The 25,767-nt window shown below is 62.8% G+C and carries 19 protein-coding genes; 6 read left to right on the plus strand and 13 right to left on the minus strand.

Features of this window, described 5'->3' with window-relative positions; all coding sequences use genetic code 11:
* Window positions 1-17: 17 nt before the first annotated feature.
* The 4 genes from BLR25_RS18380 to denD form a co-directional block, all read right to left on the minus strand.
* Window positions 18-527 carry a TRAP transporter small permease gene (locus tag BLR25_RS18380; protein WP_218122813.1) on the minus strand — a complete coding sequence of 170 codons (510 nt, stop codon included), beginning with the start codon at window positions 525-527 and terminating at the stop codon, window positions 18-20.
* Between the two features lie 135 nt (window positions 528-662).
* Window positions 663-1,682 (minus strand): TRAP transporter substrate-binding protein, encoded by a 1,020-nt coding sequence (locus BLR25_RS18385; protein WP_091939840.1) that lies wholly within the window; start codon window positions 1,680-1,682, stop codon window positions 663-665.
* A gap of 90 nt (window positions 1,683-1,772) precedes the next feature.
* On the minus strand, window positions 1,773-2,720 hold the full coding sequence (locus tag BLR25_RS18390; RefSeq protein ID WP_091939842.1) for a sugar phosphate isomerase/epimerase family protein: 948 nt from the start codon (window positions 2,718-2,720) through the stop codon (window positions 1,773-1,775).
* A 33-nt stretch (window positions 2,721-2,753) separates the two neighbouring features.
* Window positions 2,754-3,728, minus strand: coding sequence for a D-erythronate dehydrogenase (denD, locus tag BLR25_RS18395; protein ID WP_091939844.1), 975 nt, complete (start codon window positions 3,726-3,728; stop codon window positions 2,754-2,756).
* A 186-nt stretch (window positions 3,729-3,914) separates the two neighbouring features.
* On the opposite strand from denD, the gene BLR25_RS18400 reads away from it, so the two are divergent.
* A complete protein-coding gene (locus BLR25_RS18400; protein ID WP_091939846.1) occupies window positions 3,915-4,868 on the plus strand; it encodes a LysR family transcriptional regulator in 954 nt (317 codons plus the stop codon).
* Window positions 4,869-4,936: 68 nt separating this feature from the next.
* Here the strand turns inward: BLR25_RS18400 and BLR25_RS18405 are convergent, their stop codons facing one another.
* The 4 genes from BLR25_RS18405 to acs all read right to left on the minus strand — a co-directional run bounded on the left by BLR25_RS18405 (window position 4,937) and on the right by acs (window position 10,110).
* Window positions 4,937-6,649, minus strand: a complete 1,713-nt coding sequence (locus tag BLR25_RS18405) for a dihydroxyacetone kinase family protein (RefSeq protein ID WP_091939848.1) — start codon at window positions 6,647-6,649, stop codon at window positions 4,937-4,939.
* 53 nt (window positions 6,650-6,702) lie between these two features.
* A complete protein-coding gene (locus BLR25_RS18410) occupies window positions 6,703-7,491 on the minus strand; it encodes a triose-phosphate isomerase family protein (RefSeq protein WP_091939850.1) in 789 nt (262 codons plus the stop codon).
* Between the two features lie 67 nt (window positions 7,492-7,558).
* Window positions 7,559-8,017, minus strand: coding sequence for a D-erythrulose-4-phosphate isomerase (gene derI / locus BLR25_RS18415; RefSeq protein WP_091939852.1), 459 nt, complete (start codon window positions 8,015-8,017; stop codon window positions 7,559-7,561).
* Window positions 8,018-8,229: 212 nt separating this feature from the next.
* Complete coding sequence (gene acs, locus BLR25_RS18420; protein WP_091939853.1) at window positions 8,230-10,110, minus strand: acetate--CoA ligase; 1,881 nt, start codon at window positions 10,108-10,110, stop codon at window positions 8,230-8,232.
* Between the two features lie 213 nt (window positions 10,111-10,323).
* Here acs and mutS point away from each other — a divergent pair, with 213 nt between their 5' ends.
* Window positions 10,324-12,924 (plus strand): DNA mismatch repair protein MutS, encoded by a 2,601-nt coding sequence (gene mutS, locus BLR25_RS18425; RefSeq protein ID WP_245715607.1) that lies wholly within the window; start codon window positions 10,324-10,326, stop codon window positions 12,922-12,924.
* Window positions 12,921-13,850 carry a metallophosphoesterase gene (locus BLR25_RS18430; protein ID WP_091939855.1) on the plus strand — a complete coding sequence of 310 codons (930 nt, stop codon included), beginning with the start codon at window positions 12,921-12,923 and terminating at the stop codon, window positions 13,848-13,850. Before mutS ends, BLR25_RS18430 begins: the two co-directional genes overlap by 4 nt.
* A 57-nt stretch (window positions 13,851-13,907) precedes the next feature.
* Here the strand turns inward: BLR25_RS18430 and BLR25_RS18435 are convergent, their stop codons facing one another.
* The 4 genes from BLR25_RS18435 to BLR25_RS18450 are packed head-to-tail and all read right to left on the minus strand — an operon-like array spanning window position 13,908 to window position 19,380.
* Window positions 13,908-14,627 (minus strand): HAD-IA family hydrolase, encoded by a 720-nt coding sequence (locus BLR25_RS18435; protein WP_091939857.1) that lies wholly within the window; start codon window positions 14,625-14,627, stop codon window positions 13,908-13,910.
* A 57-nt stretch (window positions 14,628-14,684) separates the two neighbouring features.
* Window positions 14,685-15,749 carry a 2-oxoacid:ferredoxin oxidoreductase subunit beta gene (locus tag BLR25_RS18440; protein ID WP_091939859.1) on the minus strand — a complete coding sequence of 355 codons (1,065 nt, stop codon included), beginning with the start codon at window positions 15,747-15,749 and terminating at the stop codon, window positions 14,685-14,687.
* Window positions 15,746-17,596: a 2-oxoacid:acceptor oxidoreductase subunit alpha gene (locus tag BLR25_RS18445; RefSeq protein ID WP_091939861.1), complete on the minus strand. Its 1,851-nt coding sequence runs from the start codon at window positions 17,594-17,596 to the stop codon at window positions 15,746-15,748. Before BLR25_RS18445 ends, BLR25_RS18440 begins: the two co-directional genes overlap by 4 nt.
* Window positions 17,593-19,380, minus strand: a complete 1,788-nt coding sequence (locus tag BLR25_RS18450; RefSeq protein ID WP_176785977.1) for an FAD-dependent oxidoreductase — start codon at window positions 19,378-19,380, stop codon at window positions 17,593-17,595. Before BLR25_RS18450 ends, BLR25_RS18445 begins: the two co-directional genes overlap by 4 nt.
* A 406-nt stretch (window positions 19,381-19,786) precedes the next feature.
* On the opposite strand from BLR25_RS18450, the gene BLR25_RS18455 reads away from it, so the two are divergent.
* Window positions 19,787-20,671, plus strand: a complete 885-nt coding sequence (locus BLR25_RS18455) for a LysR family transcriptional regulator (protein WP_091939865.1) — start codon at window positions 19,787-19,789, stop codon at window positions 20,669-20,671.
* Window positions 20,672-20,690: 19 nt separating this feature from the next.
* Here BLR25_RS18455 and BLR25_RS18460 read toward each other — a convergent pair whose 3' ends face one another.
* Window positions 20,691-21,566 carry a LysR family transcriptional regulator gene (locus tag BLR25_RS18460; protein ID WP_091939867.1) on the minus strand — a complete coding sequence of 292 codons (876 nt, stop codon included), beginning with the start codon at window positions 21,564-21,566 and terminating at the stop codon, window positions 20,691-20,693.
* 398 nt (window positions 21,567-21,964) lie between these two features.
* Here BLR25_RS18460 and acnB point away from each other — a divergent pair, with 398 nt between their 5' ends.
* On the plus strand, window positions 21,965-24,526 hold the full coding sequence (acnB, locus tag BLR25_RS18465; protein WP_091939942.1) for a bifunctional aconitate hydratase 2/2-methylisocitrate dehydratase: 2,562 nt from the start codon (window positions 21,965-21,967) through the stop codon (window positions 24,524-24,526).
* Between the two features lie 281 nt (window positions 24,527-24,807).
* Window positions 24,808-25,614: a substrate-binding domain-containing protein gene (locus BLR25_RS18470; RefSeq protein WP_091939869.1), complete on the plus strand. Its 807-nt coding sequence runs from the start codon at window positions 24,808-24,810 to the stop codon at window positions 25,612-25,614.
* Window positions 25,615-25,767: the final 153 nt, after the last annotated feature.

A 25,767-nucleotide genomic window follows, 5' to 3' on the forward strand; every position in this document is an offset into this window, starting at 1 on the left:
ATGTTCGTTCGCTCCGCTTATTCGCCGACGCTGCCGCTGAAAGGAATCAACTCTTCCTTCGGCATCCGGCCCGTCAATTGCCGCCAGATCCCGTAGGCCAGCACCAGCGCCATGCCGACGCTCGAAATGAACAGCGCCGACTGGATGATCCCCATCGGAATGCCGGTCACCGGCGCATGGTCGTCCATGCCGATGATCATCTGCTTCCAGGTCCCGTGCGCCAGCAACAAACAGCAGATCAGCGTCAGCGAATCGGCAAGGAAGCGGCAGACGCGCTGCCCACGCTCACCGAACTTCTCGACCACGCTGCTCATCCCCAGGTGCCCGTGATCCTTCATCACGATCAAGGCCCCGATCAGCGTCAGCCACATGAACATGAAACGCGACACTTCCTCCGAAAACACGATCCCCGAATTGAATCCATACCGCAGCACCACGTTCCCGAACACCAGCACCGCCATGATGCCGAACATCCCCACCAGGATCCATTCGACCAGTTTTATCAGCTTCTCAAGAGCTCTCATCATTCCCTCGCTTATGACGTCATTCGAAAGCGCTCCGCCGAGCCCTTTCGAATTCCGCGCAAACTCGAATTGCATGACCGGAACGGCCTCGTCCTTCGCCAGACAAGCAGCGAAAGACGAGGCCGTGTACCGGCATTGTCAGCGACCGCGAACGGCAGCGATTTCCTTCTGCGCCTGCTCGACAACGGACGGACCGATATCCTGCGTGTAACGCTCGATCACCGGCTTCAGCTTGTCGCGCATCTTGGCCGCTTCGGCCGGCGGAATCGTGCTGACCGTCATGCCTTCGCTCTTGAGCTTGTCGATCAACTCGGTCGTCATCTTGCGGTTGAGGTTGCGCTGATAGGTGCGTCCTTCATAACATCCGGTCTTCAGCTGTTCCTTTTCCTTGGCGTCGAGCTTGTCCCAGAAGCCCTTGCTGACCAGCACGACATACGGCGCATAGGCGTGGTTGGTCAGACTGAGATACTTCTGCACTTCGTGGAACTTGCTGGCGTAGATGATCGGCACCGGATTTTCCTGCGCGTCGATCGCCTTCGATTCCATCGCCGAATAGAGCTCGGTGAAGGGCATCGGAATCGCGTTGGTACCCAGCGCCTTGAAGGCATCGATGTACACCGGATTCTGCATGACACGCAGCTTGAGGCCTGACATGTCGTCCATGCTGGCCACCGGACGCTTGCTGTTGGTCACCTGACGGAAGCCGTTTTCCCAATAGCACAGGCCGATCATGTTCTTCGATTCAGCCAGGTCGAGCAGGCGCTGGCCGAGCTTGCCGTCGAGCACCGCATCGACTTCCTTTTCGTTCTGGAACAGGAAAGGCAAATCGAACAGCATGTATTCCTTGATGATCGTCGCAACCGGCGCCGATGCGACGATGGTGATCTCCTGAACGCCGCCGCGGACCGCCGCGATCATCTGCGTCTCGGAGCCGAGCTGGGTCGCCGGAAAGACCTTGATCTTGAATTTTCCGCCGCTCAGACGATCCATGATCTCGGCGAATTTCACCGACGCCTGGCCGAGCGGATGTTCGGCGGCAATACCGTGACCGAGACGAATATTGCGTTCCGTCGCGTTCTGCGCCAGGGCGCCCGACGCGAAGCACGCCATGACGGCTGCCGCCGCCAGGCCAACCATTCCCTTTGATGCAAAAGACATGACCAACTCCTTATTCTGGGTTTGTGGATCGATGGCAAGCGGGACGCCGGCGAGAAGGACTCGCGGCAGCGCCCGCAGGGGCGCCGCCCGTCAGCGCGGCAAAATCGTTCTCAGGTACTCGCGGTTCATGCCACAGACCGTCAGGCCGTCGCCGCCGTAGTGCTCGCACAGGAAGGCGCTCTTGAAGCCGCACGCGATGGCTTTCTGAACGGCAATCCGGTAGTTGATGATGCCGAGTGCCAGCGAGGTCGGATACGACAAATAGATGCCCTGATCGGGATCCTCGATGCGCATGTAGTTCTTGACGTGCCAGTACTTGGCATAGGGGACGATCTTGTCGATCATCGCCGACCAGTGCTCGACCGGCTTGTGCAGGCGCACCAGGTTGCCGATGTCGGCATTGATCCCGACCGAAGGCACATCGACGTCATTGACGAAACGCACAGCCCCGTCGGCGGTGCCGATGTAAGTGTCCTCGTACATCTCGAGCGAAACTTCGATGCCATATTCGGCGGCATGCTTGCCGAGTTCGCGGATACGCGTTACCGCCTTCTGGTAGGTCGCCGCATCGTCGGGATTCTTGACGCCGTCGGCCGTCCAGAACCACAGCCGCTTTTTCTGCTCCTCGGTGAACTGCCCGAACAGCCCGAAACTGACGGCCTTGGCGCCGATCGCCGCCGCCGTCTCGATGACACGGTGGTTATAGGCGAGGTATTCGTCGGCGTGGTCCGGATCGATGACGCTGCTGCGCCGCGTCGTCGAAATCGCCGGAATCGTCAATCCGAGCGTCTTGACGACGTACTGGAACTCGCGCAGACGCGACGGCGAGAGATCGGCGACACGCAGCCAGCTGTCGGTGGGATCGAGCTCGGTAAAACCGGCGTCGACGACCTGCTGCAGCGTTTCGGCCCATTGATCGACCGACTGCTCCTGGACCAGCGATCCGTCCGGCAGGACGCCGGGGAAATTGATCATGGCCGCCGCGATCGGCCAGTTTTCACGGTTCCAGCGCGGCGTGTTGCAGCATTCCTGAGTCATTCTGTGTCCTCGTCCGTTGTGGTTGATATTCGCCTAAACCGAAATACCCTGGTCGGCGATGTAATCGCGAATGATCGTCTCGACGTCCTTGTCGGCGACGAAGCCCATCATCAGCGCGCGATTGGTCTTGAAACGCACCGGAAGGCTGTCGATGAAGGCCTGGATGTCCTCGTCCGGCGCCCACTCGATCAGATTGGCGACGTTGTCGCCGGCGATCCGGCGCAGCGCGTCGACCATTTCCCCCGCAGTCGCCGTCGTGCCGCAGAGATTGAGGACACGGTTGACGCCCCAGGCCGAGGCCGGCAGGTCATGGGCGTGGATCATCGCGTCGATGACCTTGCCCGGCGACAGGATCCAGATGCCCGTGTCGCGCGTCACCGGGCAGCGCGCCGGAACGCCGTTGAGCGGTTCACGAATAATTCCCGATGCATAGGACGACTTGGCCAGATTGGGCTTGCCCGGACGCACCGAAATCGTCGGCAGGCGCAGGACGCGACCGTCGAGGAAGCCGCGCCGGCTGTAATCGTTGATCAGGTACTCGCAGCAGACTTTCTGGGCGCCGTAGGAGTTGAGCGGCAGCGCCACGACATTGTCATCGACAACCGGCGGAAAGCCGTGACCGAAGGCTGCCACCGAACTCGAGAAGATGAAGCGCGGCACTCGCGCTTGCTTGCGGCACGCCTCCATGACGGCGCGCGTCCCATCGAGATTGACGCGCATGCCGAGTTCGAAGTCGGCCTCGGCGCCACCGCTGACGATCGATGCCAGATGGAAGACCGAGCTCGTTTCCGGCCCGATCAGCGTGCTCAGCAAGGCCGCATCGGTGAGATCGCCACAGACGTACTTGAGACGCGGATCGTCCTGCGCCGGGAAAGTGATGTCGAGCAAGGTAATTTCCTTGATCTCGCGCTGTACGCCATTGGCATCGGCAAGCGTCCCCCGCTTGAGCAGCGCCTGGGCGAGCCGCCCACCAAGAAAACCGCCCCCGCCGGTAATCAGTACTTTCATAATGTCCTCGGATAGTTTGATGGAAACCGATATCCACGCCTCTCGGCTACGGGCCTATACGACGCGTGGAAAAAAATTCTCGCTATGCAGTTCAGGTACTGTCGAAAGGATCGTAGCAAGGCGATCAACTACTGATAACTGAAACTATTTGATATATTGATCTCTTCAGGTTATCAATCAGCGACCATGACGCATTCCGGCTTCACCCCCCAACTGCTCAATCGCCTGCGCATGCGCCAGATCGTCCTGATGCTGGCGATTCACGAACACCGGACGCTGCACCACGCCGCCGAACATATTGGTCTCTCGCAACCCGCCGCCAGCAAGATGCTGCACGAGCTTGAGCAGACGCTCGGCGAGCCCCTGTTCGATCGCGTCGGTCGCGGCATGCAGTTGAACGCCGCCGGACAGGCCGTCATGAATACTTTCCGCGCCATCAGCAGCAACATGACGGCGCTCAGCCGCGAACTCAACGAACTACGCCTCGGCAGCGCCGGCAAGCTGATCGTCGGCAGCATCATGGTCGCTGCACCCGACCTGCTCGCCGACGCGCTGATCCGACTCAAGCAGCGCTTCCCCCTGCTCTCCGTGGAAGTCATCGTCGACACCAGTGACCGCCTGCTCGACCTGCTCCGCAACGGTAAGCTCGATGTCATGATCGGGCGGATGCCCGACATCGCCAGCGTCGAAAGCCATGACTGCGTCTTTCATGCCATCGGCGAAGAAGCGATCTCGGTCGTCGCCTCGCGCGACCATCCCTTGCAATACCAGGCGCGCGAAGGCGCCATCAGTTTCTCGGCGCTGCTTGCCTACACCTGGATCCTGCAACCGCGCGGCAGCCCTTCGCGCGAGATGATCGAGCAGGAGGCACGTAGCCACCACCTGCCGCTCCCTCAGGGACTGATCGAAACGACCTCGATCCTGCTCGCCGAAAGCCTGATCGCCCACAGCGACATGATCGCCGTCATCCCGCACTCGATCGCGCGCCATTACGAGGCGCACAGCCTGCTGCGCATCATTCCCTACGAATTCACGCACACGCTGACGCCCTGGGGCAGCCTCGTCCATCGCGACCGGACGGTCAGCCCGATCGCCGAGGAATTCCTCTACTTCCTGAAAAACCGAGAGCCCGCGGTCTAGGCGAAAAAAACGGGGCTGCAGCATCGGCTGCAACCCCGTCACGGACAGGTTCCGGAACTACGCTTCTGTCATGGGCGATCGAGGATCGCGCCAACCGTGCGTGCGCACATCGCCAGCGAAACGGCACCGGCATCCGGATGGCCGAGGCTGCGCGTCGTATGCGAACGTGCCCGCCCGAGTTTCGGCGTGAGTTGCGCCGTCTGCTCGGCCGCCGCCGTCGACACGCGGGCAGCTTCGTTCCATGCCGCATTCAGCGCGACGCCCTTGGCGATCTGTTCGCTCAGCGTGACGACAAACGGTTCAAAGGAATCGACCAGCGTCTTGTCGCCGATCTTCGCCCGTCCGAGCCGCTTGACCGCGTCGAGACTGGCTTGCGCGCCCTTGGCCACGTCTTGCGGCGTCACTTCGCGCTGATCGCTCAGCGCCGTGCTCCAGGTGCGCAGTGCCAGACCCCACAGGGCGCCCGAGGTGCCACCGGCACGGTCGGCCCAGGCGTCGCCGGCAACCGCCAGGACACTGGCCGCCCCTGCGCCCGCCGCGACCGCTTTCCTGGCCGCTTCGGCCGCCGCCGCCGAACCGCGCGTCATGCCCATACCATGATCGCCATCGCCCGCCAGCGCGTCGATGCGACCGAGATCGTTCTCGGCAGTGCGCATCACGTCAGCGATCTCGGCGATGAGACCGGCAATGCATTTGCCATTAGCCTGGGACGCCGCCGTCGCCGCCGGGAAACTCGTGATCTCCTGCGACGCCTCCGAAATCGGCGCAGCCGGCTCTGTCGGGATGATGGCGCCACGGCGCATGACCGGCGTATCGGCCGGTGCGCACCAGAATTTCTCGAGCTCCTCGTCGAGCCAGGTGATCGTCAGCGAACAGCCGGCCATGTCGAGACTGGTGACGAATTCACCGACCTCGGGCTGGACCAGCGTCAGACCGGCCTGCTTCAGCACTGCTTCAATGCCGACCCAGAGCACGAACAGTTCTTCGTACTTGGTGCAGCCCAGACCGTTCAGCACGACGGCGACACGCCCGCTGCAGTTGGCCGGCCGTTCGGACAGGAGCTTGTTGACGAGCAAGGCCGCCAGTTCCTTGGCCGGCAGGACATTGTCCTCGCTGATGCCCGGCTCGCCGTGAATACCCAGGCCGATACCCATGCGCTGCGTCGGCACCGTGAACAGCGGCTGTTTGGCGCCCGGCAAGGTGCAACCGGTGAAAGCGACACCGAATGTGACGGTACGCGCATTGGCCTTGATGCCGACGCGCTCGACCTCGTCGAGATTGAGGCCAGCCTCGGCGGCAGCGCCGACGATCTTGAAGACGACCAGGTCGCCGGCCACACCACGGCGCAGTTCGGGCTTGTCGGCCGGACCGCTGGCGACGTCGTCGGTCACCGGCAGAATACGGACGTCGATGCCTTCCGATTGCAAGCGCTCGGCCGCCAGGCCGAAATTCATCACGTCGCCGGCATACTTGCCGAAGCCGAGCAGGATGCCGCCGCCACGATGGGCGAGACGGGTGACGTGCGCGACGCTGTGCGCCGACGGCGAGGCGAAGACATCGCCGGCCACTGCCGCATCGGCGAGGCCCGGACCGACGAAGCCGGCAAAGGCCGGATAGTGTCCCGAGCCACCACCGACGACGACCGCCACCTTGCCTTCAGGGGTCGCCGTCGAGCGCAGCACGCCGCCCGTCACCGGGCGGACATTCCGGGCATACACCGAGGCGAATCCGGCCAGTGCAGTCGTTGCGAATACTTCGGGATCATCATGGATGCAAGTCATGTTCTCTCCTCCTGTTCGAATTCTATGTGGTTGAAATCAATGCAAGCCGGGGTTCAACGCGCCGCCCGCAAACGCGAGGCTTCGGCAACGAGTTCGATGATTTTGGCAAATCCCTCCGGCTTCCACGCGGCGCGACCGACGAAGAGGCCGTCGACGTCCTCGATCGCCAGGATTTCCTTGCCGTTCTCCGGCGTCACCGACCCGCCGTAGATGATGCGGGTATCCTCGGCTGCGCGCGCGCCGCGATGCTGACGCAATACCTGACGCAAGGCCGCATGCCGGGCCGCGATGTATTCGGGCGTTGCCGCCTCGGCGCCGCCGATCGCCCAGCGCGGTTCGTAGGCCAGCACGACATCGGCCGTCGCCACGTCAGGTTGGCCGGCCAGCGAGGTCAGCACCTGATCCGCCAATACCGCGTCGGCACGTCCCGATTCCTTTTCGCTGGCGCTCTCGCCGAGGCAGATGATCGGCGTCAAGCCGACCTTCATCGCCGCGTCGACCTTGAGTCGGACGCAGTCATAGGTCTCGCCGAAATGCTGCAAGCGTTCCGAATGCGCGAGTTCGACGTAGCGGCAACCGGCTTCCAGCAGCATCGGCGCCGAGATTTCCCCGGTCCAGCCACCCGACTCCAGCCAGTGCATGTTCTGACCGCCGGTGGCGATCGGCGTGCCGGCAAAAGCCGTCGCCGCCGCGTGCAAGGAGGTGAAGGGTGGCAGCACAAAAATATCGACGGCCGAAAGCGCACGCCCGGCCGTCCATTCGGCGAACCATTCGCCATATCGCCGCGTTTCGGCGACAGTGTTGTTCATCTTCCAGCCGGTTCCGGCAAGCAATCGACGCATGGTGGCGTTTTTCCCCCTGAATGAGCCAATGACGCGCCCGGGCCGACGGCCGGGCGCAGTACCGCGTTCAGCGCCGATACTTGGCGTCGAGCGTGCCGATCGCCTCGACGTTCTTCGCCGAGGGACCTTGCGGGTCGAAATCTGAGGCTAGCCAGGCATTGACGATGGTCTTGGCGAGCTCGGTGCCGACGACGCGAGCGCCGAGCGTGATGATGTGTGCATCGTTGCTCTTGGCCGCGCGTTCGGCCGAGAAGGTATCGTGCGTCTGCGCCGCGCGAATACCCGGCACCTTGTTGGCCGAGATCGCCATGCCGATACCGGTGCCGCAACAGAGAATGCCGCGATCGAACTTGCCGGCCAGAATCGCCTGACCGACGCGTTCGGCGATGTTGGCGTAATACTCGCCGGCGCCATCCGGAGAGCGGCTCATTTCGGTGACTTCGAGTCCGGGACAGGTCGCCAGATGGGCTGCCAGGACTTCGGAAAGAGACACGCCAACGCTATCGCCAGCAACCACTATTCTCATGATGCCTTCCTTTCGGTGTGATCGGTTTTCAATTGAATTGCATGAGCGACAGCGATCCTACCAAGCCCCGCGATCCGATGCACTGAAAGAATTGCATGGATTGATAACCCCTGATTATCAATTCCCGACACATGGCCCCCCGGCACAACCGCCCCCAAAATGGAAACGGGAGGCGCCATGACCGGCGCCTCCCGCGGCGATCGTCGATACGGTCAGGACTCCAGCGTCGTCAGGTCGCCCTCGTCGAGTCCCTGCGCCCGCGCCTTGAGGACGCGACGCATGATCTTGCCCGAGCGGGTCTTCGGCAACTTCTCGGTGAAGTCGATGGCATCGGGCTTGGCGATCGGGCTAAGGTGGATCGACACGTGCTTGCGCAGTTCCTCGGCCAGCAGCGGCGTCGGCTCGATGCCCATCTTGAGTACGACGAAGACATGAATCGAATTGCCCTTGATGTCGTGCGGCAACCCGATCGCCGCGGCCTCGGCGACGGCCGGATGCGAGACAAGCGCCGACTCGACCTCGGCCGAGCCGAGACGGTGGCCGGACACCTTGATGACGTCATCGGTCCGGCCGATCACCCAGAAATAGCCGTCCGCATCGCGCCGCGCCGAATCGCCGGCCAGGTATTTCCCGGGATATTTGCTCCAGTAGGTCTGCACATAACGCGCATCGTCGTTGTAGAGCGTCCGGAGCATCGCCGGCCAGGGATTCTTGAGGACGAGGAAACCTTCTTCGCCATCGGCGACGACATTGCCCTGTTCATCGAGAATCTCGGCCTCCTGACCGAAGAACGGCTTGCCGCCGGAGCCCGGTTTGAGCGGCATCGACGGCGTCGGGCAGATCTGGAACATGCCGGTTTCGGTCTGCCACCAGGTATCCATGATCGGACACTTGCCCCGGCCGATGACCTGATGGAACCAGTGCCACGCTTCCGGATTGATCGGCTCGCCGACTGAGCCAAGCAGACGCAGGCTGGAAAGGTCGTGACGGTTCGGCCAGGCGTCGCCGAAGCGCATCAACAACCGGATCGCCGTCGGCGCCGTGTAGAGCGTGGTGATGCCGTGATATTCGATCAGCTGCCACCAACGGTTCGGATACGGATAGGTCGGGCCGCCCTCGAACATGAAACTCGTCGCGCCGTTGAGCAGCGGGCCATAGACGAGGTAGGAATGCCCCGTGATCCAGCCGGGGTCGGCGGTACACCACCAGCGATCCTCGTCACGGATGTCGAAGGTATATTTGAGCGTCGTATAGGTGCCGACCATGTAGCCGCCGTGCGTATGCAGGATGGCCTTGGGCTTGCCGGTCGATCCCGAGGTATAGAGGATGAACAGCGTATCCTCGGCATCCATCGGCTCGGTCGGGCAATTGCCCTTGGCGATCGGCAGGGCCGTCAGGTCGTGGTACCAGTGGTCGCGCAACGGGTCCATGACCACTTCATGACCGGTACGCTTGACGACGATGACATTCTCCACCGACGGGCTGAAGCGCAGCGCCTCATCAACGATGTCCTTGAGCTTGAAGATGCCGCCATTGACCCAGGAGCCGTCGGCGGTGATCACCAGTTTTGATTCGGAATCGCTGATGCGGTCCTGCAGCGCGTCGGCCGAGAAGCCGGCGAAAATCACCGAATGGACGGCACCGAGCTTGGCGCAGGCAAGCATCGCGAAAATGACTTCGGGTATGCGCGGCAGATAGATCGTCACCTTGTCACCCTTGCCGACGCCCATGGCCTTGATGATGTTGGCCATGCGGGTGACTTCGCGATTCAGGCTGAAATACGAGTAGGTCTGCTGATCGACGCCGTTCTCGCCGACCCAGATCAGCGCCAGCTTGTTCTTGTACGGACCGGTGAGATGCCGGTCGATGCAGTTGTAAACAATATTCGTGCTGCCACCGGTAAACCACTTGAAGAACGGTGCATTCGAGCGGTCGAGTACCTTGTCCCAAGGCTTGTACCAACCCAGTTCGGCGGCCCGCGCCGCCCAGAATCCTTCAGGGTCCGCCGCCGCGGCAGCCCGCAAGGCCTCGTCGTCGGCATGCGTTGCAAAGGCAGGATCGGGATAGAAAACCTCGCCGGACAATGTGCTCATGGGCCCCTCCGTTCGTGGTGAGAAATCCTTGCATTACCGTTGCAAGAGACTGGACGCCCCCGGTTTTGTTCCCGTCACGAGGAAATTTATCGCTCCCGCCGAGCAGACGGCGATCACCACCTGTCAGAATTGACATCAGAGAATCGTGCGCTTCCCTGTAAAATGGCGGCTTTCGAGAAATCCGCAAACCGGCTGGACCGACGCACCGACACCATGACAGACAACGACAAAGACAAGAACATCGCGGCCCACACACCCATGATGCAGCAGTACCTCCGCCTCAAGGCGCAGTACCCGGATCTGCTGCTCTTCTACCGCATGGGCGACTTCTACGAACTGTTCTTCGAGGACGCCGAGAAAGCCGCCCGTCTGCTCGACATCACGCTGACGACACGCGGCCAGAGCGCCGGCATGCCGATCAAGATGGCCGGCGTGCCCTATCACGCCGTCGAGCAATACCTGGCCCGTCTCGTCAAGCTCGGCGAATCGGTTGTCATCTGCGAACAGATCGGCGACCCGGCGACCAGCAAGGGACCGGTCGAACGCGCCGTCGCGCGCATCGTCACGCCGGGCACGCTGACCGACGCCGCCCTGCTCGATGACAAACGCGATGCGCTGCTGATGGCACTCGTCGTTGCGCGTCCGCTCGCCGGCCTCGCCTGGCTCAATCTCGCCAGCGGCGAGTTCCGCGTCTGCGAGGTCGCCCCGGAAAAGCTGGCGGCGACGCTGGAGCGTATCCGTCCGGCCGAAGTCGTCATTCCCGACAGCCTGCAACTGCCCTTTGCGCCGGAAGCGGCGCTGACGCGTCGTCCCGATTGGCATTTCGACAGCGACGCGGCGACACGCGAACTCTGTGCCCATTTCAAGACTGCCTCGCTGTCCGGCTTCGGCGCCGATGCTCTGCGTAGCGCCATCGCCGCCGCCGGCGCGCTGCTGCGCTACGCCCAGGCGACGCAGACGCGTGCGCTGCCGCACGTCCAGGCCCTGGTCGTCGAACGTGACGGCACCTTCCTCGGACTCGACACAGCGACGCGACGCAACCTCGAACTCACCGAAACCCTGCGCGGCCAAGCGGCACCGACGCTGTTCAGCCTGCTTGACGCCTGCATCACCGCAATGGGATCGCGCGCGCTGCGCCACGCCCTGCACCATCCGCTGCGCGACCCGGCACTGCCGGCCGCGCGCCATGCCGCTATCGACGAATTCCTCGGCGACGGCGGTCAGCGCCTGCGCGACCTCCGCCAGGTGCTGCGCGGCATCGCCGACATCGAGCGGATCGCCGGGCGTGTCGCCCTGTTCTCGGCGCGTCCGCGCGACCTGTCGAGCCTGCGCGACAGCCTGCACCGTCTGGCTGACCTGCGCGCCCCGCTCGCCGGCGCCGAAGCGCCGCTGCTACGCGATGCCCTGGCGCAGACGGCAACGCCCGAACGCGCGCTCGACCTGCTCAGCCGGGCGATCCTGGCCGAGCCCTCGGTCCTGCTGCGCGAAGGCGGCGTCATCGCCAACAGTTATGACGCCGAACTCGACGAGCTGCGCGGCATCAACGAAAACTGCGGCGCCTTCCTCGTCGAACTCGAAGCCCGCGAGCGCGAGCGCACCGGCATCGCCAATCTCAAGGTCGAATACAACCGGGTGCATGGCTTCTATATCGAGATCACCAACGCCCATGCCGCCAAGGTGCCCGACGATTACCGCCGCCGCCAGACGCTGAAGAACGCCGAGCGCTACATCACGCCGGAACTCAAGGCCTTCGAGGACAAGGCCCTGTCGGCGCAGGACCGGGCGCTGGCGCGCGAGAAGCTGCTCTATGAAGCCGTGCTCAGCGCCCTGCAGGACGATCTGCCGCAGTTGCAGGCGATCGCCCAGGCCGTCGCCCACCTCGACCTGCTCGGCGCGCTGGCCGACATCGCCCTGACCCGCAATTATTGCCGCCCCGAATTTTCGACCGAGCCCGGCCTGCTGATCGAGGACGGCCGCCACCCGGTCGTCGAAAACGAACTGGCCGGCGGCGAATCCTTCATCGCCAACGACACGCGACTGGGCGACGGACGCCGGCTGCTCCTGATCACCGGTCCGAACATGGGCGGCAAATCGACCTACATGCGCCAGACCGCGCTGATCGCGCTGATGGCGCACGTCGGCAGCTACGTACCGGCGCGGCGGGCGGTGCTGGGACCGCTCGACCAGATCTTCACGCGCATCGGCGCCGCCGACGACCTCGCCTCGGGCCGTTCGACCTTCATGGTCGAAATGACCGAATCGGCCGCCATCCTGCACCACGCCACCGACCAGAGCCTGGTGCTGATGGACGAGGTCGGGCGCGGCACCTCGACCTTCGACGGCATGGCGCTGGCCTTCGCCATCTGCCGTCATCTCGTCGAGAAGAACCGGGCGCTGACCCTGTTCGCGACGCACTACTTCGAACTGACCCTGCTCGCCAACGAATACGCCGAACTCGCCAACGTGCACCTCGACGCCGTCGAGCACGGCGAAAAGATCGTCTTCCTGCACGCGGTCGAGGAAGGCCCGGCCAACCAGAGCTACGGGATCCAGGTCGCCGCGCTCGCCGGTATCCCCGCCTCCGTCGTCAAGGCGGCCAAGCGGCAACTGCGCGAATTCGAGCAGCGCGCCGCCATCAATCCGCTGCAACCCGACCTGTTCGCGGCGATCCCGGAGCCGGAAGAAGAAGCGTACGACCTCCCCGCCGAAACGCATCCGGCGCTCGAACGGCTGCTGGCGATCAACCCGGACGACCTGACGCCGAAGCAGGCGCTCGAAGCGCTCTACGAACTGAAGCGCCTGTCGGTCGAATGAAACGCCCGGTCGCCGCACTCGTCGCGCTCGCACTGCTGATCGCCGCCGGCGCGGCGCAGGCCGATCGCTGGCGTTTCGTGCTGGTCGGCGACGCGCCCTACAGCGAGTACGAGCGCCGCAACTTCCCGCGCATGCTCGAAGACATCGATGACGAAGCGCCGGCTTTCGTCCTCCACGTCGGCGACCTCAAGCACAGCAAGACGCGCTGCAGCGACGAGATTTTCCTCGATCGCCGCCAGCTCTTCGACGTTTCGCGGTCGCCCTTCATCTACCTGCCCGGCGACAATGAATGGACAGACTGCAAGCGCCTGCCCGCCGGGCATTTCGACGAACTCGAACGGCTGCAGAAACTGCGTGAGATTTTCTTCGCCGAACCGGTGTCGCTCGGGAAAAGGCGCATTCCGCTTGAACGCCAGTCGGCCGAACGGCCCGAACACGTCCGCTGGCGGCACGGCCCGCTGCTGTTTCTCACACTCAACGTCCCCGGCCCGGACAATAACGTCGGCATGGGGCTGACACCCACCGCCGAATTCCGCGCACGCAACCCCGCCATCATTGACTGGCTGAAGCGTGGATTCGCCCTCGCCCGCCAGGAGAAGCGCGCCGGCATCGTCATCGCCATGCAGGCCAATCCCGGGTTCAAGGAATTTGCGCAGGGTTTGCCCAATGCCGGGTTCCGCGAACTGCTCGAAACGCTGCGCGACGAGACGCTGCATTTTCCGGGACAGGTCCTGCTGCTGCACGGCGACACACACTGGCAGCGCGTCGATCATCCGCTTTACGTCCCGGGCAGCACACGCCGGATCGAGAATTTCACGCGCGCCGAATCCTTCGGCTATCCCTTCCTCGGCTGGGTCAAGGTGACAGTCGATGACCAGGACCCGGCCCTATTCCGCTTCGAGCCGCATTCGCATCTGTCGAAATGAAAACGGCATCGCCGAGCGATGCCGTTTTGACTGAAGCCGCCGACCTCGGCAAAAAAACTACGAGGTACTCGCCGTCGCGTGCCAGAGGCGCAGCTTCTCGAGCGAGAGCTGCTCGGTTTCATGCAGCACCAGCCGCGCACCGTAATACTCGTCTTCCTTGGCGTAGCTGCGCATCGTCACCACGGTCGGAATGCCAGCGGCAACGCTGGCCTCAAGACCCGCCGTCGTGTTCTCGACGGCAAGGCAGTCGCGCGGCGGCAGATTGAGCAGTTCGAGCGCCTTCTTGTAGGCGTCCGGCGCGGGCTTCGGCACCTTGACCACATCGCTGGAAACGATGGCGTCGAACCAGGAGTCCGCATTCGGCCCCAGATTCGCGCGCAACAAGCCGACGATGTTGTCGAGACGCGAATTCGACGCGATCGCCAGGCGAACGCCCTCGGTCCGCGCATCGCAGATCAGGCTGCCGATGTCCGCCCGCAGCGGGATTGCGCCGGCGGCCAGCAAGCGCTGGTAGTTGCGCGTCTTGAGTTCGTACAAACGCTGGATGAATTCCTCGAAATCAGGCCGGGCGAAGGTGGCCGGATCGAAGTGCTCGGCATAGAAACGCACGCGTTCAAGACCGCTGCCCTTGACCAGCAGCGTGCCGTAGAACGATTCGCCCCAGTGCCACGGCAGTCCCATTTCGGCAAACGCCGCGTTGAAAGCCGGCCGGTGGCCGTCGCGCTCGGTGTTGGCGAGCGTCCCGTCCACGCAGAAAATGATTGCTCGTAAAGCCATTCTAAGTTTCTCCCTCAAGAAGGTGGCGGCAGGCGGACGCCTGCCGCCGACACTGCCTTACGGATTGCAGCGCAGCGAAGCGTTCAGTGCTTCAAGCGCCTTCGACCCCGGACAAAGATCGGCATCTCCGAGCTTGTTCAGCGGCGTTTCGACCGTATTGAGGTAACGATGCAGGTCTTCCGCGCTGCTGTCAACATAGATGAGGCCGGTGACGATTTCGCCGACCGCCTGCCGTTCCTGGAGGTAGTTCATCGCGCCGACGCGATCCGAGGGATCGTAGTCTGCATGCAGCTTGCGTAGCATCAATACCGAACCGTCATGCTGGACGACGCGGCGAAGCTCGCCCGGCGCATAGCTGGCGGTGATCTTGTCGCGCGGCAGGATGACGTCGACGCGGTTGATCGCCTCGTTGTGCTCGCGCACATAGTCGTAGCTGCGCGTCGAGCCCTGGTGGTTGTTGAAGGTGACGCAGGGGCTGATGACGTCGATCAGGGCCGGGCCACGGTGACGCATGGCGCCCTTGATCAGCGGGATCAGCTGCTCCTTGTCGCCGGAGAAACTGCGGGCGACATAGCTTGCACCGAGTTGCAGGGCGAGCGAGACGAGATCGATCGGCGTGTCGTTGTTGATGACGCCGCGCTTGCTCTTCGAGCCCTTGTCGGCGGTTGCCGAGAACTGCCCCTTGGTCAGACCGTAGACGCCGTTGTTCTCGACGATGTAGGTCATGTTGACGCCGCGACGCATGGCGTGGGCGAACTGGCCGATACCGATCGAGGCCGAGTCGCCGTCACCGGAAATGCCGAGATACAGCAGGTCGCGGTTGGCGACGGCGGCGCCGGTCAGGACCGACGGCATCCGTCCGTGCGTCGTGTTGAAGCCGTGCGACGCGCCGAGGAAGTAGTCCGGCGTCTTCGACGAACAACCGATGCCGGAGAGCTTGGCGACGCGATGCGGTTCGATGTCAAGGTCGAAACAGGCCTGGACGATCGAGGCGCTGATCGAGTCGTGACCACAACCGGCGCAGAGGGTCGAGATCGCGCCCTCGTAGTCGCGCTTGGTGTAGCCGACAGCGTTCTTAGGGGTATCGGGGCGCAGCAGTTTGGGTTTGGCGAGATAAGTCATGAGGCCACCTGTTTGCGAAGCGGAGTGACGTTGTCTTGTTTGACGGCATCGGCGATCTTGCCGGCGATGAAGCCCGCCGTGATCGGCGTTCCGTCGTAGTGCAGCACGCGAACCAGGCGCTTCGGATCGATTTCGCATTCATTGACGAGCAGCATGCGCAGCTGTCCGGCTTCGTTTTGCTCGACGACAAAGACCTGATCGTGGTCGTTGATGAAGTCGACGACTTCGTCGGCGAACGGGAATCCGCGCACCCGCATGATATCGACGTGGATGTGCTGTTCTTCGAGCATGGCAAAGGCTTCGGCCATCGCCGGGCTCGTCGAGCCGTAGTAGATGGCGCCGAAACGGGTCGGCAAAGCCGCCTTCTTGACCACCGGGGCCGGCACCAGCTTGCGCGCCGTCACCAACTTGCGACGCAGGCGCTCCATGTTATAGACATAGTCGGTGCCGGTCTCGCTGTACTTGGCGTAGGCATTACGCGTCGTGCCGCGGCTGAAGAAGGCGCCCTTGGTCGGATGCGTCGCCGGAATCGTGCGGTAGGGAATGCCATCGCCATCGACGTCGAGGTAACGGCCGAAGTTCTTGCCGGCATCGAGGTCGGCGGCGCTCATCACCTTGCCGCGATCGTAGCGGCGGCTGTCGTCCCAGTCGAACGGCTTGCACAGCACCTCGTTCATGCCGATGTCAAGATCGGCCATGACGAAGACCGGCGTCTGCAAACGCTCGGCGAGATCGAAGGCTTGCGCGCCGAAGGTGAAGCACTCGTACGGATCTTCCGGGAAGAGCAGCACGTGCTTGGTGTCGCCGTGCGAAGCATAGGCACAGGCGAGCAGGTCCGACTGCTGCGTCCGCGTCGGCATGCCGGTCGAGGGACCGCCGCGCTGAACGTTGAAGACCACCGCCGGCACTTCGGCAAAATACGCGAGACCAAAGAATTCCTGCATCAGCGAGATGCCGGGACCGGAGGTCGCGGTGAAAGCCCGCGCGCCGTTCCAGGAAGCGCCGATAACCATGCCGATCGAAGCCAGTTCGTCTTCGCATTGGACGATCGCATAACGCGCCATGCCGTTGTTCGGATCGGTGCGGAACTTGCGGCAGTAGCTGCTGAACGACTCGATGACCGAGGTCGAAGGCGTGATCGGATACCAGGCTGCCACGGTCGCGCCGCCATACACGGCGCCGAGACCGCAGGCGTCGTTACCATTGACGAAGATACGGTCGCCGACCATGTCCGAACGCTCGACGCGCAAGCCGATCGGGCAGTCGAAGGCGGCCTTGGCCTCTTCGTAACCGGTCTTGAGGGCATGCAAGTTGGAAGCGATCAGCTTGTCCTTGCCGCGATACTGCTGCGTGATCAGCCCTTCGACGGCCTTGAAATCCATGTCGAGCAGCGCTGTCAGGGCGCCGACGTACATGATGTTCTTCATCAGCATGCGCTGACGCTGATCGGCGTATTCGCGCGTGCAGATATCGGTCAGCGGCAGGCCGAGCACGACGATGTCGTCGCGGAAACGCGAACGCGGCAGCATCTTGGTCGAGTCGTAGAACAGGTAACCGCCCGGCGCGAGTTCGGCGACGTCGCGATCCCAGGTCTGCGGGTTCATCGCCACCATCATTTCGCAACCGCCGCGACGGCCGAGCCAGCCTTCGCCGGAAACGCGAACTTCATACCACGTCGGCATTCCCTGGATGTTCGACGGGAAGATGTTGCGCGGCGCCACCGGCACGCCCATGCCCATGATGGCACGCGCGAACAGCTCGTTCGCCGACGCCGAGCCGGTGCCGTTGATATTGGCGAACTTGATGACGAAGTCGTTGGTTTTTTGCACTGACTGTACGGAACTCATGTTCTCGGAACCTCCATGCCGGCCTGGGCGCTGTGTAACGTAAACTTCTGCATATCCCAGGCGCCCGTCGGGCAACGTTCGGCACACATGCCGCAATGCAGACAGATGTTTTCATCCTTGACCATGACCCGCCCGGTCTTGAGGATGTCGGAGACGAGCAAGGCCTGTTCGGTATTCTTCGCCGGCGCCTTCAGGCGTCCGCGCAGATCCTCTTCCTCGCCGTTACCGGTGAAAGAGATGCACTCGGTCGGGCAGATGTCGGTACAGGCATCGCACTCGATACAGACCTTCGGCGAGAACACCGTTTCGACGTCGCAGTTAAGGCAGCGCTCCGCTTCGGAACACGCCATGAACGGATCGAAACCCAGTTCGAGTTCGAGCTTGATGTCGGTCAGCGTCTTCTCGAGCGACTTCATCGGGACCTTCTTGCGCCCCTCTTCCGACACCTGGTTGTCGTAGCTCCACTCGTGGATGCCCATCTTCTGGCTGACCAGGTTATACAAGGGCGCAGGCCGCTCATCGACGCGCAGTCCCTTGCAGAATAGGTCGATCGAAATCGCCGCTGCATGACCGTGCGCAACCGCCGTGATGATGTTTTTCGGACCGAAAGCCGAATCGCCGCCGAAGAAGACCTTCGGCACGGTCGACTGGAAGGTTTCCTTGTCGAGCACCGGCAGGCCGTACTTGTTGAACTCGAGGCCGATGTCCTTCTCGATCCAGGGGAAGGCGTTCTCCTGACCGATGGCGACCAGCACCTCGTCGCACTCGAGGAAGACGTCGGGTTCGCCCGACGGCACCAGGCTACGACGGCCCTGGCTGTCATACTCGGCGCGCACGACCTCGAACTTGACGCCGGTCAGTTTGCCATTGTCATGGACAAACTCTTTCGGCACGTGCATGTTGATGATCGGGATCTGCTCGTGGATCGCCTCTTCCTTTTCCCAGGGCGAGGCCTTCATTTCCTCGAACGAGCTGCGCACGACGACCTTGACGTCGGTGCCGCCGAGACGGCGGGCCGAACGGCAGCAGTCCATCGCCGTGTTGCCGCCGCCGAGCACGATCACCCGCGGCGAAACGGTCTTGACGTGGCCGAAGGCGACGTTGGCAAGCCACTCGATACCGATGTGGATATGGCTGGCGGCTTCCTTGCGTCCCGGAATGTCGGCGTCGCGACCGCGCGGCGCGCCGGTACCGACAAACACGGCATCCCACTGCGCATCGTCGACCAGCGACTTGAGGCTCTTGACCCAGTGATTGAGGCGCAGATTGACGCCGAGATCGAGGATGTACTGGCATTCCTCGTCGATGACGCTATCCGGCAGGCGGAACTTCGGGATCTGCGTGCGGACCATGCCACCCGGCGCCTTGCCGGAATCGAAGATGGTCACGTCATAGCCTTGCACGGCCAGGTCGCGGGCCACCGTCAGCGAGGCCGGGCCGGCACCGATACAGGCAACGCGCTTGCCGTTCTTCTTCGGCACTTTCGGCATGTACTCGGCGATGTCGTCCTTGAGGTCGGCGGCAACGCGCTTCAGGCGGCAGATCGCCACCGGATCCTTGTCGATACGACCGCGGCGGCACGCCGGTTCGCAGGGACGGTCGCAAACGCGCCCGAGGATGCCCGGGAAAACGTTCGACCGCCAGTTGATCATGTAGGCATCGGAATAACGCCCCCCGGCGATCAGCCGGATGTATTCCGGAACCGGGGTATGGGCCGGACACGCCCATTGGCAATCCACCACCTTGTGATAATAGTCGTGCCCGCCTGTATTCGTCGGTTTCACGTGCGTTGTAACTCCAGTGTTGGTTCTGCAAATTCCGGCGACACGTCGCCGCGCCATAGGTACCGCAAAAACTCTTCGTGCCACTTCACTTGCTTGCACGACACTCCGAAACGCCATCGAGCCAAAACGCGCCCAACGTGGTTAGACACGCCGGCAGGCCGAGGTTCCCGATACTTCGCCACGCGGCGAAAACCAGTCTCCTGACTGTAGCCCACGAAAGCACGGATGACCATGTCCTTGCGCGGAATCGCGCCTCTAAACGCACTGATTCGGCATAATCGCGTCGCGCGACTGAAGGTCCGGAACAAGCGCCGATGCTGGCATTCGGTGCCGCGCAGTATCGTCAAAAGAAGACCAAAGATAAATAGGTGTTGCCTATCATAAGAAGATATAAAATGTTTCTTCTATGAAAACTGCTTTCCTCCACGCATTCCTGATGACCGTCGACACCGGCTCGATGGCGGAAGCCTCGCGCCGGCTCAACATCACCGCCGCGGCGGTGGCCCAGCAGATCAAGGCCCTCGAAGGCGAGATCGGCGTCGAACTGGTCACCCGGGTCGGCAAGACGGTGCGACCGACCGAGGCCGGCTACCGCGTCATCGAACGCGCCCGCACCCTGCTCCAGGACGCCGCCAACCTGAAGGCGATTGCCAACCTCGGCGAAGTCAGCGGCGAACTGCGCCTCGGCTCGATCAATACGGCGGTCGAATCGCTTGTTCCCGAAGTCGTCGCGCAACTGGTGATCGCCTATCCCGACCTGCGTTTCCACATCAAGCCGGCCCTGTCGTCCGAACTCTTCAACGAAGTCCAGCATGGCGACCTCGACGCCGCGGTCTGCCTGCACCCGCTGTTCTCCTTGCCGAAGACGCTGGTCTGGCAGCAGTTGCGCGAAGAAAAACTGATTGCCCTGGCGCCCTTGTCGCTGGCCGACAAGGACCCGCACGAACTCCTGCGCACGCAACCTTTCATCCGCTTCGACCGCAAACAATGGGGCGGCCAGCAGGTCGATCACTACCTGCGCATCGCCAACATCGTCCCGCGCGAACGTATCGAACTCAGCCATCTGTCGGCGATCGCCACGCTGGTCGGACGCGGCGTCGGCGTCGCGCTGGTGCCGGACACCGTCATGCCGGCGTCGATCACCTCGCGCATCGTCCGCCTGCCGCTGCCGATCAACACGCGCCCCCGGCAACTCGGTATCCTCTGGCAACGCGCCTCGATCCACGAGAAGCTGATCAACCTGTTCGTCAATCAGGCCAAAATCCTCTGCCAGTCGAGCGACATCCAATAAATTGCGACGCCGCGTCGCGTCAGCGCCGGGCAGGTGCCTGCAATTCGCTCGCTGCGTAATCGATGAAGGCGCTCACGGTTTGCAACTCCTTGGCCGGCGCCGAGCAGAACAACCAGGTCCGGCGCACCACCGGCGCACCATCCGGCCAGAACAGGGGCTGAACGCACAAACCATCGCCCTCGGGCAAACCGATGCGCGGCAGCATGGTCCAGCCAAGTCCATGCAGCACCATCTGGCGGGCAATGTCCATCGTATTGACCTCCATCGTCGTCTTCGGCGGCGAGTCGAAGTTGAGCCGCCACCATTCATCGAGCATCTTCTTCAGCGAGGTATCCGTGCCATAACGGATATGCGGACGCGTCAGCAACTCGTCGGGACCGATCGCGTCGCTCGAAACCAAGGACACCGGCTCTTCGGTCAGCAACACCTTCTCGCCGGACCACTCGTGCTCGCCGCGCACAATGCCAATCGAAATTTCCTGCCGCTCGAGCATCTCGACGATCTGGAAACTCAGCCCGGTTTTCAGCGAGATCTCGACCTTCGGATAGCGGCCGAGAAAGCCCTTAAACAGGCCCGGCAGGACATAGTGTGCGAAGATCCCGGACGAGCCCAGGCGCAACGGCCCTTCGACCTTGCTCTCCATGTTCTTGACCTGGTCCTTGACGATCGCCAGCCGTACCAGCATCTCTTCCGCATATTTCAGCAGATGCTCGCCCTGCGGCGTCAGCACGACGCCGGTCGGCACCCGCGTGAGAAGCCGCGCGCCCAACTCCGCTTCGATGCGCTTCAGGCGATAGGTCAGCGCCGGCTGCGAGATGAACAGACGTGCCGAGGCCTTGGTCACGTTCTTCTCTTCCGCAATCACCTTGAGAATTCGCCAGTCTTTTTCGTCCACGGCCGCCCTTTGCCCGATTGCCCGATCATTCCCGGAGACTATAAAAAACTTTTATCGCCTCTAGAAAAAAACAATATTTTATTTATTTTCGCAAATCCGAATAATAGCCTCGATTGGTCAAAGAACAACAGCGGTCGCGGCCTCGGAGGCAAACGCCTCAAGACAGGCGCCGAGGGACAGAGACCACCATCGGAACTTCGTGGATTCGATTTTCAGGAGAGACAAACATGCTCAATCGTCGCAGTTTCTGTATCCGTAGCGCCGCCACCGTCGCTGCTGCCGTATCGATCAACGGTGTTGCCGAAGCCGCCCCGGGCGCTACCCAGCGCAACGCGGCTGCGGGTGGATCGGCTGCATCGCCCGGACTCGTCATCGACGAAGCCACCGCGCGCTCGACCATCCTCGACGCTTACCGCAAGCACGTTGCCGAACGCGCTGCGCAGGGTTTGCCGCCGCTGTCATTGAATCCGGTACAAACCGCGGCGGTTGCCGTGCTGCTCAAGAACCCGCCGAAGGGCGAGGAAGCTTTCCTGCTCGATCTCCTCAGCACCCGCGTCCCCCCCGGCGTTGACGCCGCCGCCAAGGTCAAGGCCGATTTCCTCGCTACCATCGCCACCGGCAAGGACAAGTCGCCCGTCATCACGCGTCAGAAAGCCGTCGAACTGCTCGGCACGATGCAGGGCGGCTACAACGTCAAGACGCTGATCGCGCTGCTCGGCGACCCGACGCTCGGGACCGCCGCCGCGGACTGCCTGAAAAAGACGCTGTTGATCTTCGGCGCGATCAAGGACGTCAAGGCGCTCGCCGACAAAGGCAATGCCAACGCCAAGGGCGTGCTCAAATCCTGGGCCGAAGGCGAATGGTTCAGCGCGCGCGCCGACGTGCCCAAGAGCATCAAGCTGACGGTCTTCAAGGTCGGCGGCGAAACCAACACCGGGGACCTATCGCCCGATCCGGACGCCAACACGCGTACCGACATTCCGCTGCACGCGCAGGCGATCCTCAAGTTCCCGCGTGCCGGCCTCACGCCCGACGAACCGGGCAAGCGCGGTCCGCTCAAGCAATTCGAGGCGATGAAGGCCAAGGGCAATCCGCTCGTCTATGTCGGCGATGTCGTCGGACCGGGCTCGTCGCGCAAGTCGGCGACCAACTCGCTGCTGTGGATGACCGGTCAGGATATTCCCTTCGTCCCGAACAAACGCTTCGGCGGCTTCGTCTTCGCCGGCAAGATCGCACCGATCTTCTACAACACGATGCAGGATTCCGGCGCGCTGCCGATCGAAATGGACGTCAGCAAGCTTGAAATGGGCGACGTCATCGAACTCCTGCCCTTCGACGGCAAAGTGTTGAAGAACGGCGAAGTCGTCGCCAGCTTCAAGCTCAAGACCGATGTGCTGCTCGACAGCGTCCGCGCTGGCGGCCGCATTCCGCTGATCATCGGCCGCAATCTCACCGCCGAAGCGCGCAAGATGCTCGGCATGTCGGCGACGGCGATGTTCCGCGCGCCGAAGCAACCGGCCGATACCGGCAAGGGCTACACGCTCGCCCAGAAGATCGTCGGCCGCGCCTGTGGCCTGCCGGCCGGCAAGGGCGTGCGTCCCGGCACCTATTGCGAACCGGTGATGGACACCATCGGCTCGCAGGACACCATCGGCCCGATGACGCGCGACGAGCAGAACGACCTCGCCTGTCTGAGCTTCTCGGCCGATCTGGTGCTGCAGACCTTCTGCCACACGGCCGCCTATCCGAAGCCCGAAGACGTCAAGATGTACGCCGAACTGCCGCAGTACATCTACTCGCGCGGCGGCGTCGCCGTCCGTCCGGGTGACGGCGTGCTGCACTCCTGGCTCAACCGCATGGCGATGCCCGACTCGGTCGGCACCGGCGGCGATTCGCACACGCGCTTCCCGATCGGCGTCTATTTCCCGGCCGGCTCCGGCCTCTGCGCCCTCGCCTCGGCGACCGGCGTGATGCCGCTCGACATGCCCGAATCGGTGCTCGTCCGCTTCAAGGGCGAGATGCAGGCGGGCGTCACCTTGCGCGACCTCGTCAATGCCATTCCGTACTACGCTTTCCGGCAAGGGCTGCTGACCGTCGACAAAAAAGGCAAGAAGAACATCTTCTCGGGCCGCATCCTCGAAATCGAGGGGCTGCCGAACCTGACCGTCGAACAGGCCTTCGAGATTTCCGACGCCTCGGCCGAGCGTTCCGCCGAAGCCTGTACCGTGCGACTCGGCAAGGAACCGATCGTCGAGTACATGCAGTCGAACGTCGCGCTGCTTAAATGGATGGTCGCCAACGGCTACCAGGACCGCAACGCCCTGCTCCGCCGCATCGCTAAGATGGAAGCCTGGCTCAAGAATCCGCAGATCCAGGAACCCGACGCCAACGCCGAATACGCGGCCGTCATCGAGATCAACCTGGCCGAGGTCACCGAGCCGCTGCTCGCCTGCCCGAACGACCCGGATGACATCAAGCCCTTGTCGGCGGTCGCCGGCGCCAAGGTCGACGAAGGTTTCATCGGCTCCTGCCAGACCAACATCGGCCACTTCCGCGCCGCGGCGCACATCCTCAAGGGCAAGGAACTGCCGACGCGCCTGTGGGTGGTACCGCCGACGAAGATGGATGCCGACACGCTCAACCGCGAAGGCTACTACGCAACGCTCGGCGAAGCCGGCGCGCGCATGGAAGTCCCCGGCTGCTCGCTCTGTTTTGGCAACCAGGCACGCGCCCGCAAGGGAGCCACCGTCGTCTCGACCTCGACGCGCAACTTCCCCAACCGCATGGGTACCGGCACCAATGTGTATCTGGCGTCAGCCGAAGTCACCGCAGTCGCCTCGCTGCTTGGCAAGATCCCGACCAAGGCCGAATACCTTGAGCATATGAAGGTCGTCCAGCAGAAAGCGGCGGACATCTACCGCTACATGAATTTCCACCAAATGGCCGAATTCAAGGCTTAGGGTGTGTTGTCAATGAAGCGCTGGTTGCGCAAGGGTCTGGCGAGCCGCAGCGCTAGGCGGCGGAAGCGCCGCATGGCCATCCATGCAAGCTTCTGCCAACAACGCGATGCGCCTCGCCAGACCCTTGCCCTTCGGGTTGCCCCTGCGCCGGTCGTCTGCGGCGTTGCGCCTCTTGCGAAGGGAACAACCCTTCGCTGCGACGCGCGCCTTGCAACCACTCCAGCGCAGAGTGCAACGCAATCCAGCGATTAATTGAAAACACACCCTAACAGGGAGACACCATGAACAAACTTTTGTCCAGACTGGCACTGACACTCGCCTCCGGCCTGCTCGCCGCAAGCGCGCTGGCGGCAGAGATCACCGTCATGAGTTCGGGCGGTTTCTATTCGGCGATGGAAGAACTCGCGCCGGTTTTTGAAAAGGCAAGCGGCCACAAGGTCATCCTCGTCTCCGGATCGTCGATGGGCTCCTCACCCACCGCGATTCCAGCCCGCATGCAGCGTGGCGAACCGGCCGACCTGATCATGCTGGCGAGCACCGAACTCGACAAACTGATCGGCCAGGGATTGGCCGTCAAGGGCAGCCGCGTCGATCTCGTGCATTCGAAGATTGGCATGGTCGTCCGCGCCGGCGCACCGAAGCCCGACATCAGCACCAAGGCCGCTTTCGAGAAAGTCCTGCTCGACGCCAAGTCGATCGGCTACTCGGCAAGCGCCAGTGGTGTGCATCTCGTCAAGGAGGTCTTTCCCCGCCTCGGCATCGCCGAATACCACGCCGTCATGGGCAAGGCCAAGGAAGTGGTGAAGGACCGTGTCGCCACCTGGGTCGCCCGCGGCGACCTGGAAATCGGCTTCCAGCAAGTGAGTGAGTTGCTGCCAATCCCCGGCGTCGACTTCGTCGGCCCGATCCCGGCGCCGTATCAGAAGGTCACGATCTTCTCGGCCGGCGTCGCCAAAGGCTCGAAGGAACCCGAAGCCGGCCAGGCACTGATCAAGTTCCTGACCTCGAAGGATGCGTATCCGATCATCGAAAAACAGGGGCTGGAACCCGCCGCCGTCGCCGAAGCCGGCGAGAAGGCGAAGAAGTAGCCCCCCGTCAATAGTCCTCCGCAGCATCCCCCCTCAAGCCCGGGTACGTCCCGGGCTTTTTTTTCCGTCAATCAAGACCGTCGCAATAATCCGTAAAATATTTCACGTTTTATACAGATAAAACAATACAACCAACAGATATGATCAAGCGGC

The organism is Propionivibrio dicarboxylicus, assembly GCF_900099695.1.
In the GTDB taxonomy this organism is placed as follows: Bacteria; Pseudomonadota; Gammaproteobacteria; order Burkholderiales; family Rhodocyclaceae; genus Propionivibrio; species Propionivibrio dicarboxylicus.

What these genes read in the sequence shown, in the direction of transcription:
- BLR25_RS18380 (WP_218122813.1), bottom strand. Translation starts at nt 527, where the DNA reads ATGATGAGAGCTCTTGAGAAGCTGATAAAACTGGTCGAATGGATCCTG.
- BLR25_RS18385 (WP_091939840.1), bottom strand. Translation starts at nt 1,682, where the DNA reads ATGTCTTTTGCATCAAAGGGAATGGTTGGCCTGGCGGCGGCAGCCGTC.
- BLR25_RS18390 (WP_091939842.1), bottom strand. Translation starts at nt 2,720, where the DNA reads ATGACTCAGGAATGCTGCAACACGCCGCGCTGGAACCGTGAAAACTGG.
- denD (WP_091939844.1), bottom strand. Translation starts at nt 3,728, where the DNA reads ATGAAAGTACTGATTACCGGCGGGGGCGGTTTTCTTGGTGGGCGGCTC.
- BLR25_RS18400 (WP_091939846.1), top strand. Translation starts at nt 3,915, where the DNA reads ATGACGCATTCCGGCTTCACCCCCCAACTGCTCAATCGCCTGCGCATG.
- BLR25_RS18405 (WP_091939848.1), bottom strand. Translation starts at nt 6,649, where the DNA reads ATGACTTGCATCCATGATGATCCCGAAGTATTCGCAACGACTGCACTG.
- BLR25_RS18410 (WP_091939850.1), bottom strand. Translation starts at nt 7,491, where the DNA reads ATGCGTCGATTGCTTGCCGGAACCGGCTGGAAGATGAACAACACTGTC.
- derI (WP_091939852.1), bottom strand. Translation starts at nt 8,017, where the DNA reads ATGAGAATAGTGGTTGCTGGCGATAGCGTTGGCGTGTCTCTTTCCGAA.
- acs (WP_091939853.1), bottom strand. Translation starts at nt 10,110, where the DNA reads ATGAGCACATTGTCCGGCGAGGTTTTCTATCCCGATCCTGCCTTTGCA.
- mutS (WP_245715607.1), top strand. Translation starts at nt 10,324, where the DNA reads ATGACAGACAACGACAAAGACAAGAACATCGCGGCCCACACACCCATG.
- BLR25_RS18430 (WP_091939855.1), top strand. Translation starts at nt 12,921, where the DNA reads ATGAAACGCCCGGTCGCCGCACTCGTCGCGCTCGCACTGCTGATCGCC.
- BLR25_RS18435 (WP_091939857.1), bottom strand. Translation starts at nt 14,627, where the DNA reads ATGGCTTTACGAGCAATCATTTTCTGCGTGGACGGGACGCTCGCCAAC.
- BLR25_RS18440 (WP_091939859.1), bottom strand. Translation starts at nt 15,749, where the DNA reads ATGACTTATCTCGCCAAACCCAAACTGCTGCGCCCCGATACCCCTAAG.
- BLR25_RS18445 (WP_091939861.1), bottom strand. Translation starts at nt 17,596, where the DNA reads ATGAGTTCCGTACAGTCAGTGCAAAAAACCAACGACTTCGTCATCAAG.
- BLR25_RS18455 (WP_091939865.1), top strand. Translation starts at nt 19,787, where the DNA reads ATGAAAACTGCTTTCCTCCACGCATTCCTGATGACCGTCGACACCGGC.
- BLR25_RS18470 (WP_091939869.1), top strand. Translation starts at nt 24,808, where the DNA reads ATGAACAAACTTTTGTCCAGACTGGCACTGACACTCGCCTCCGGCCTG.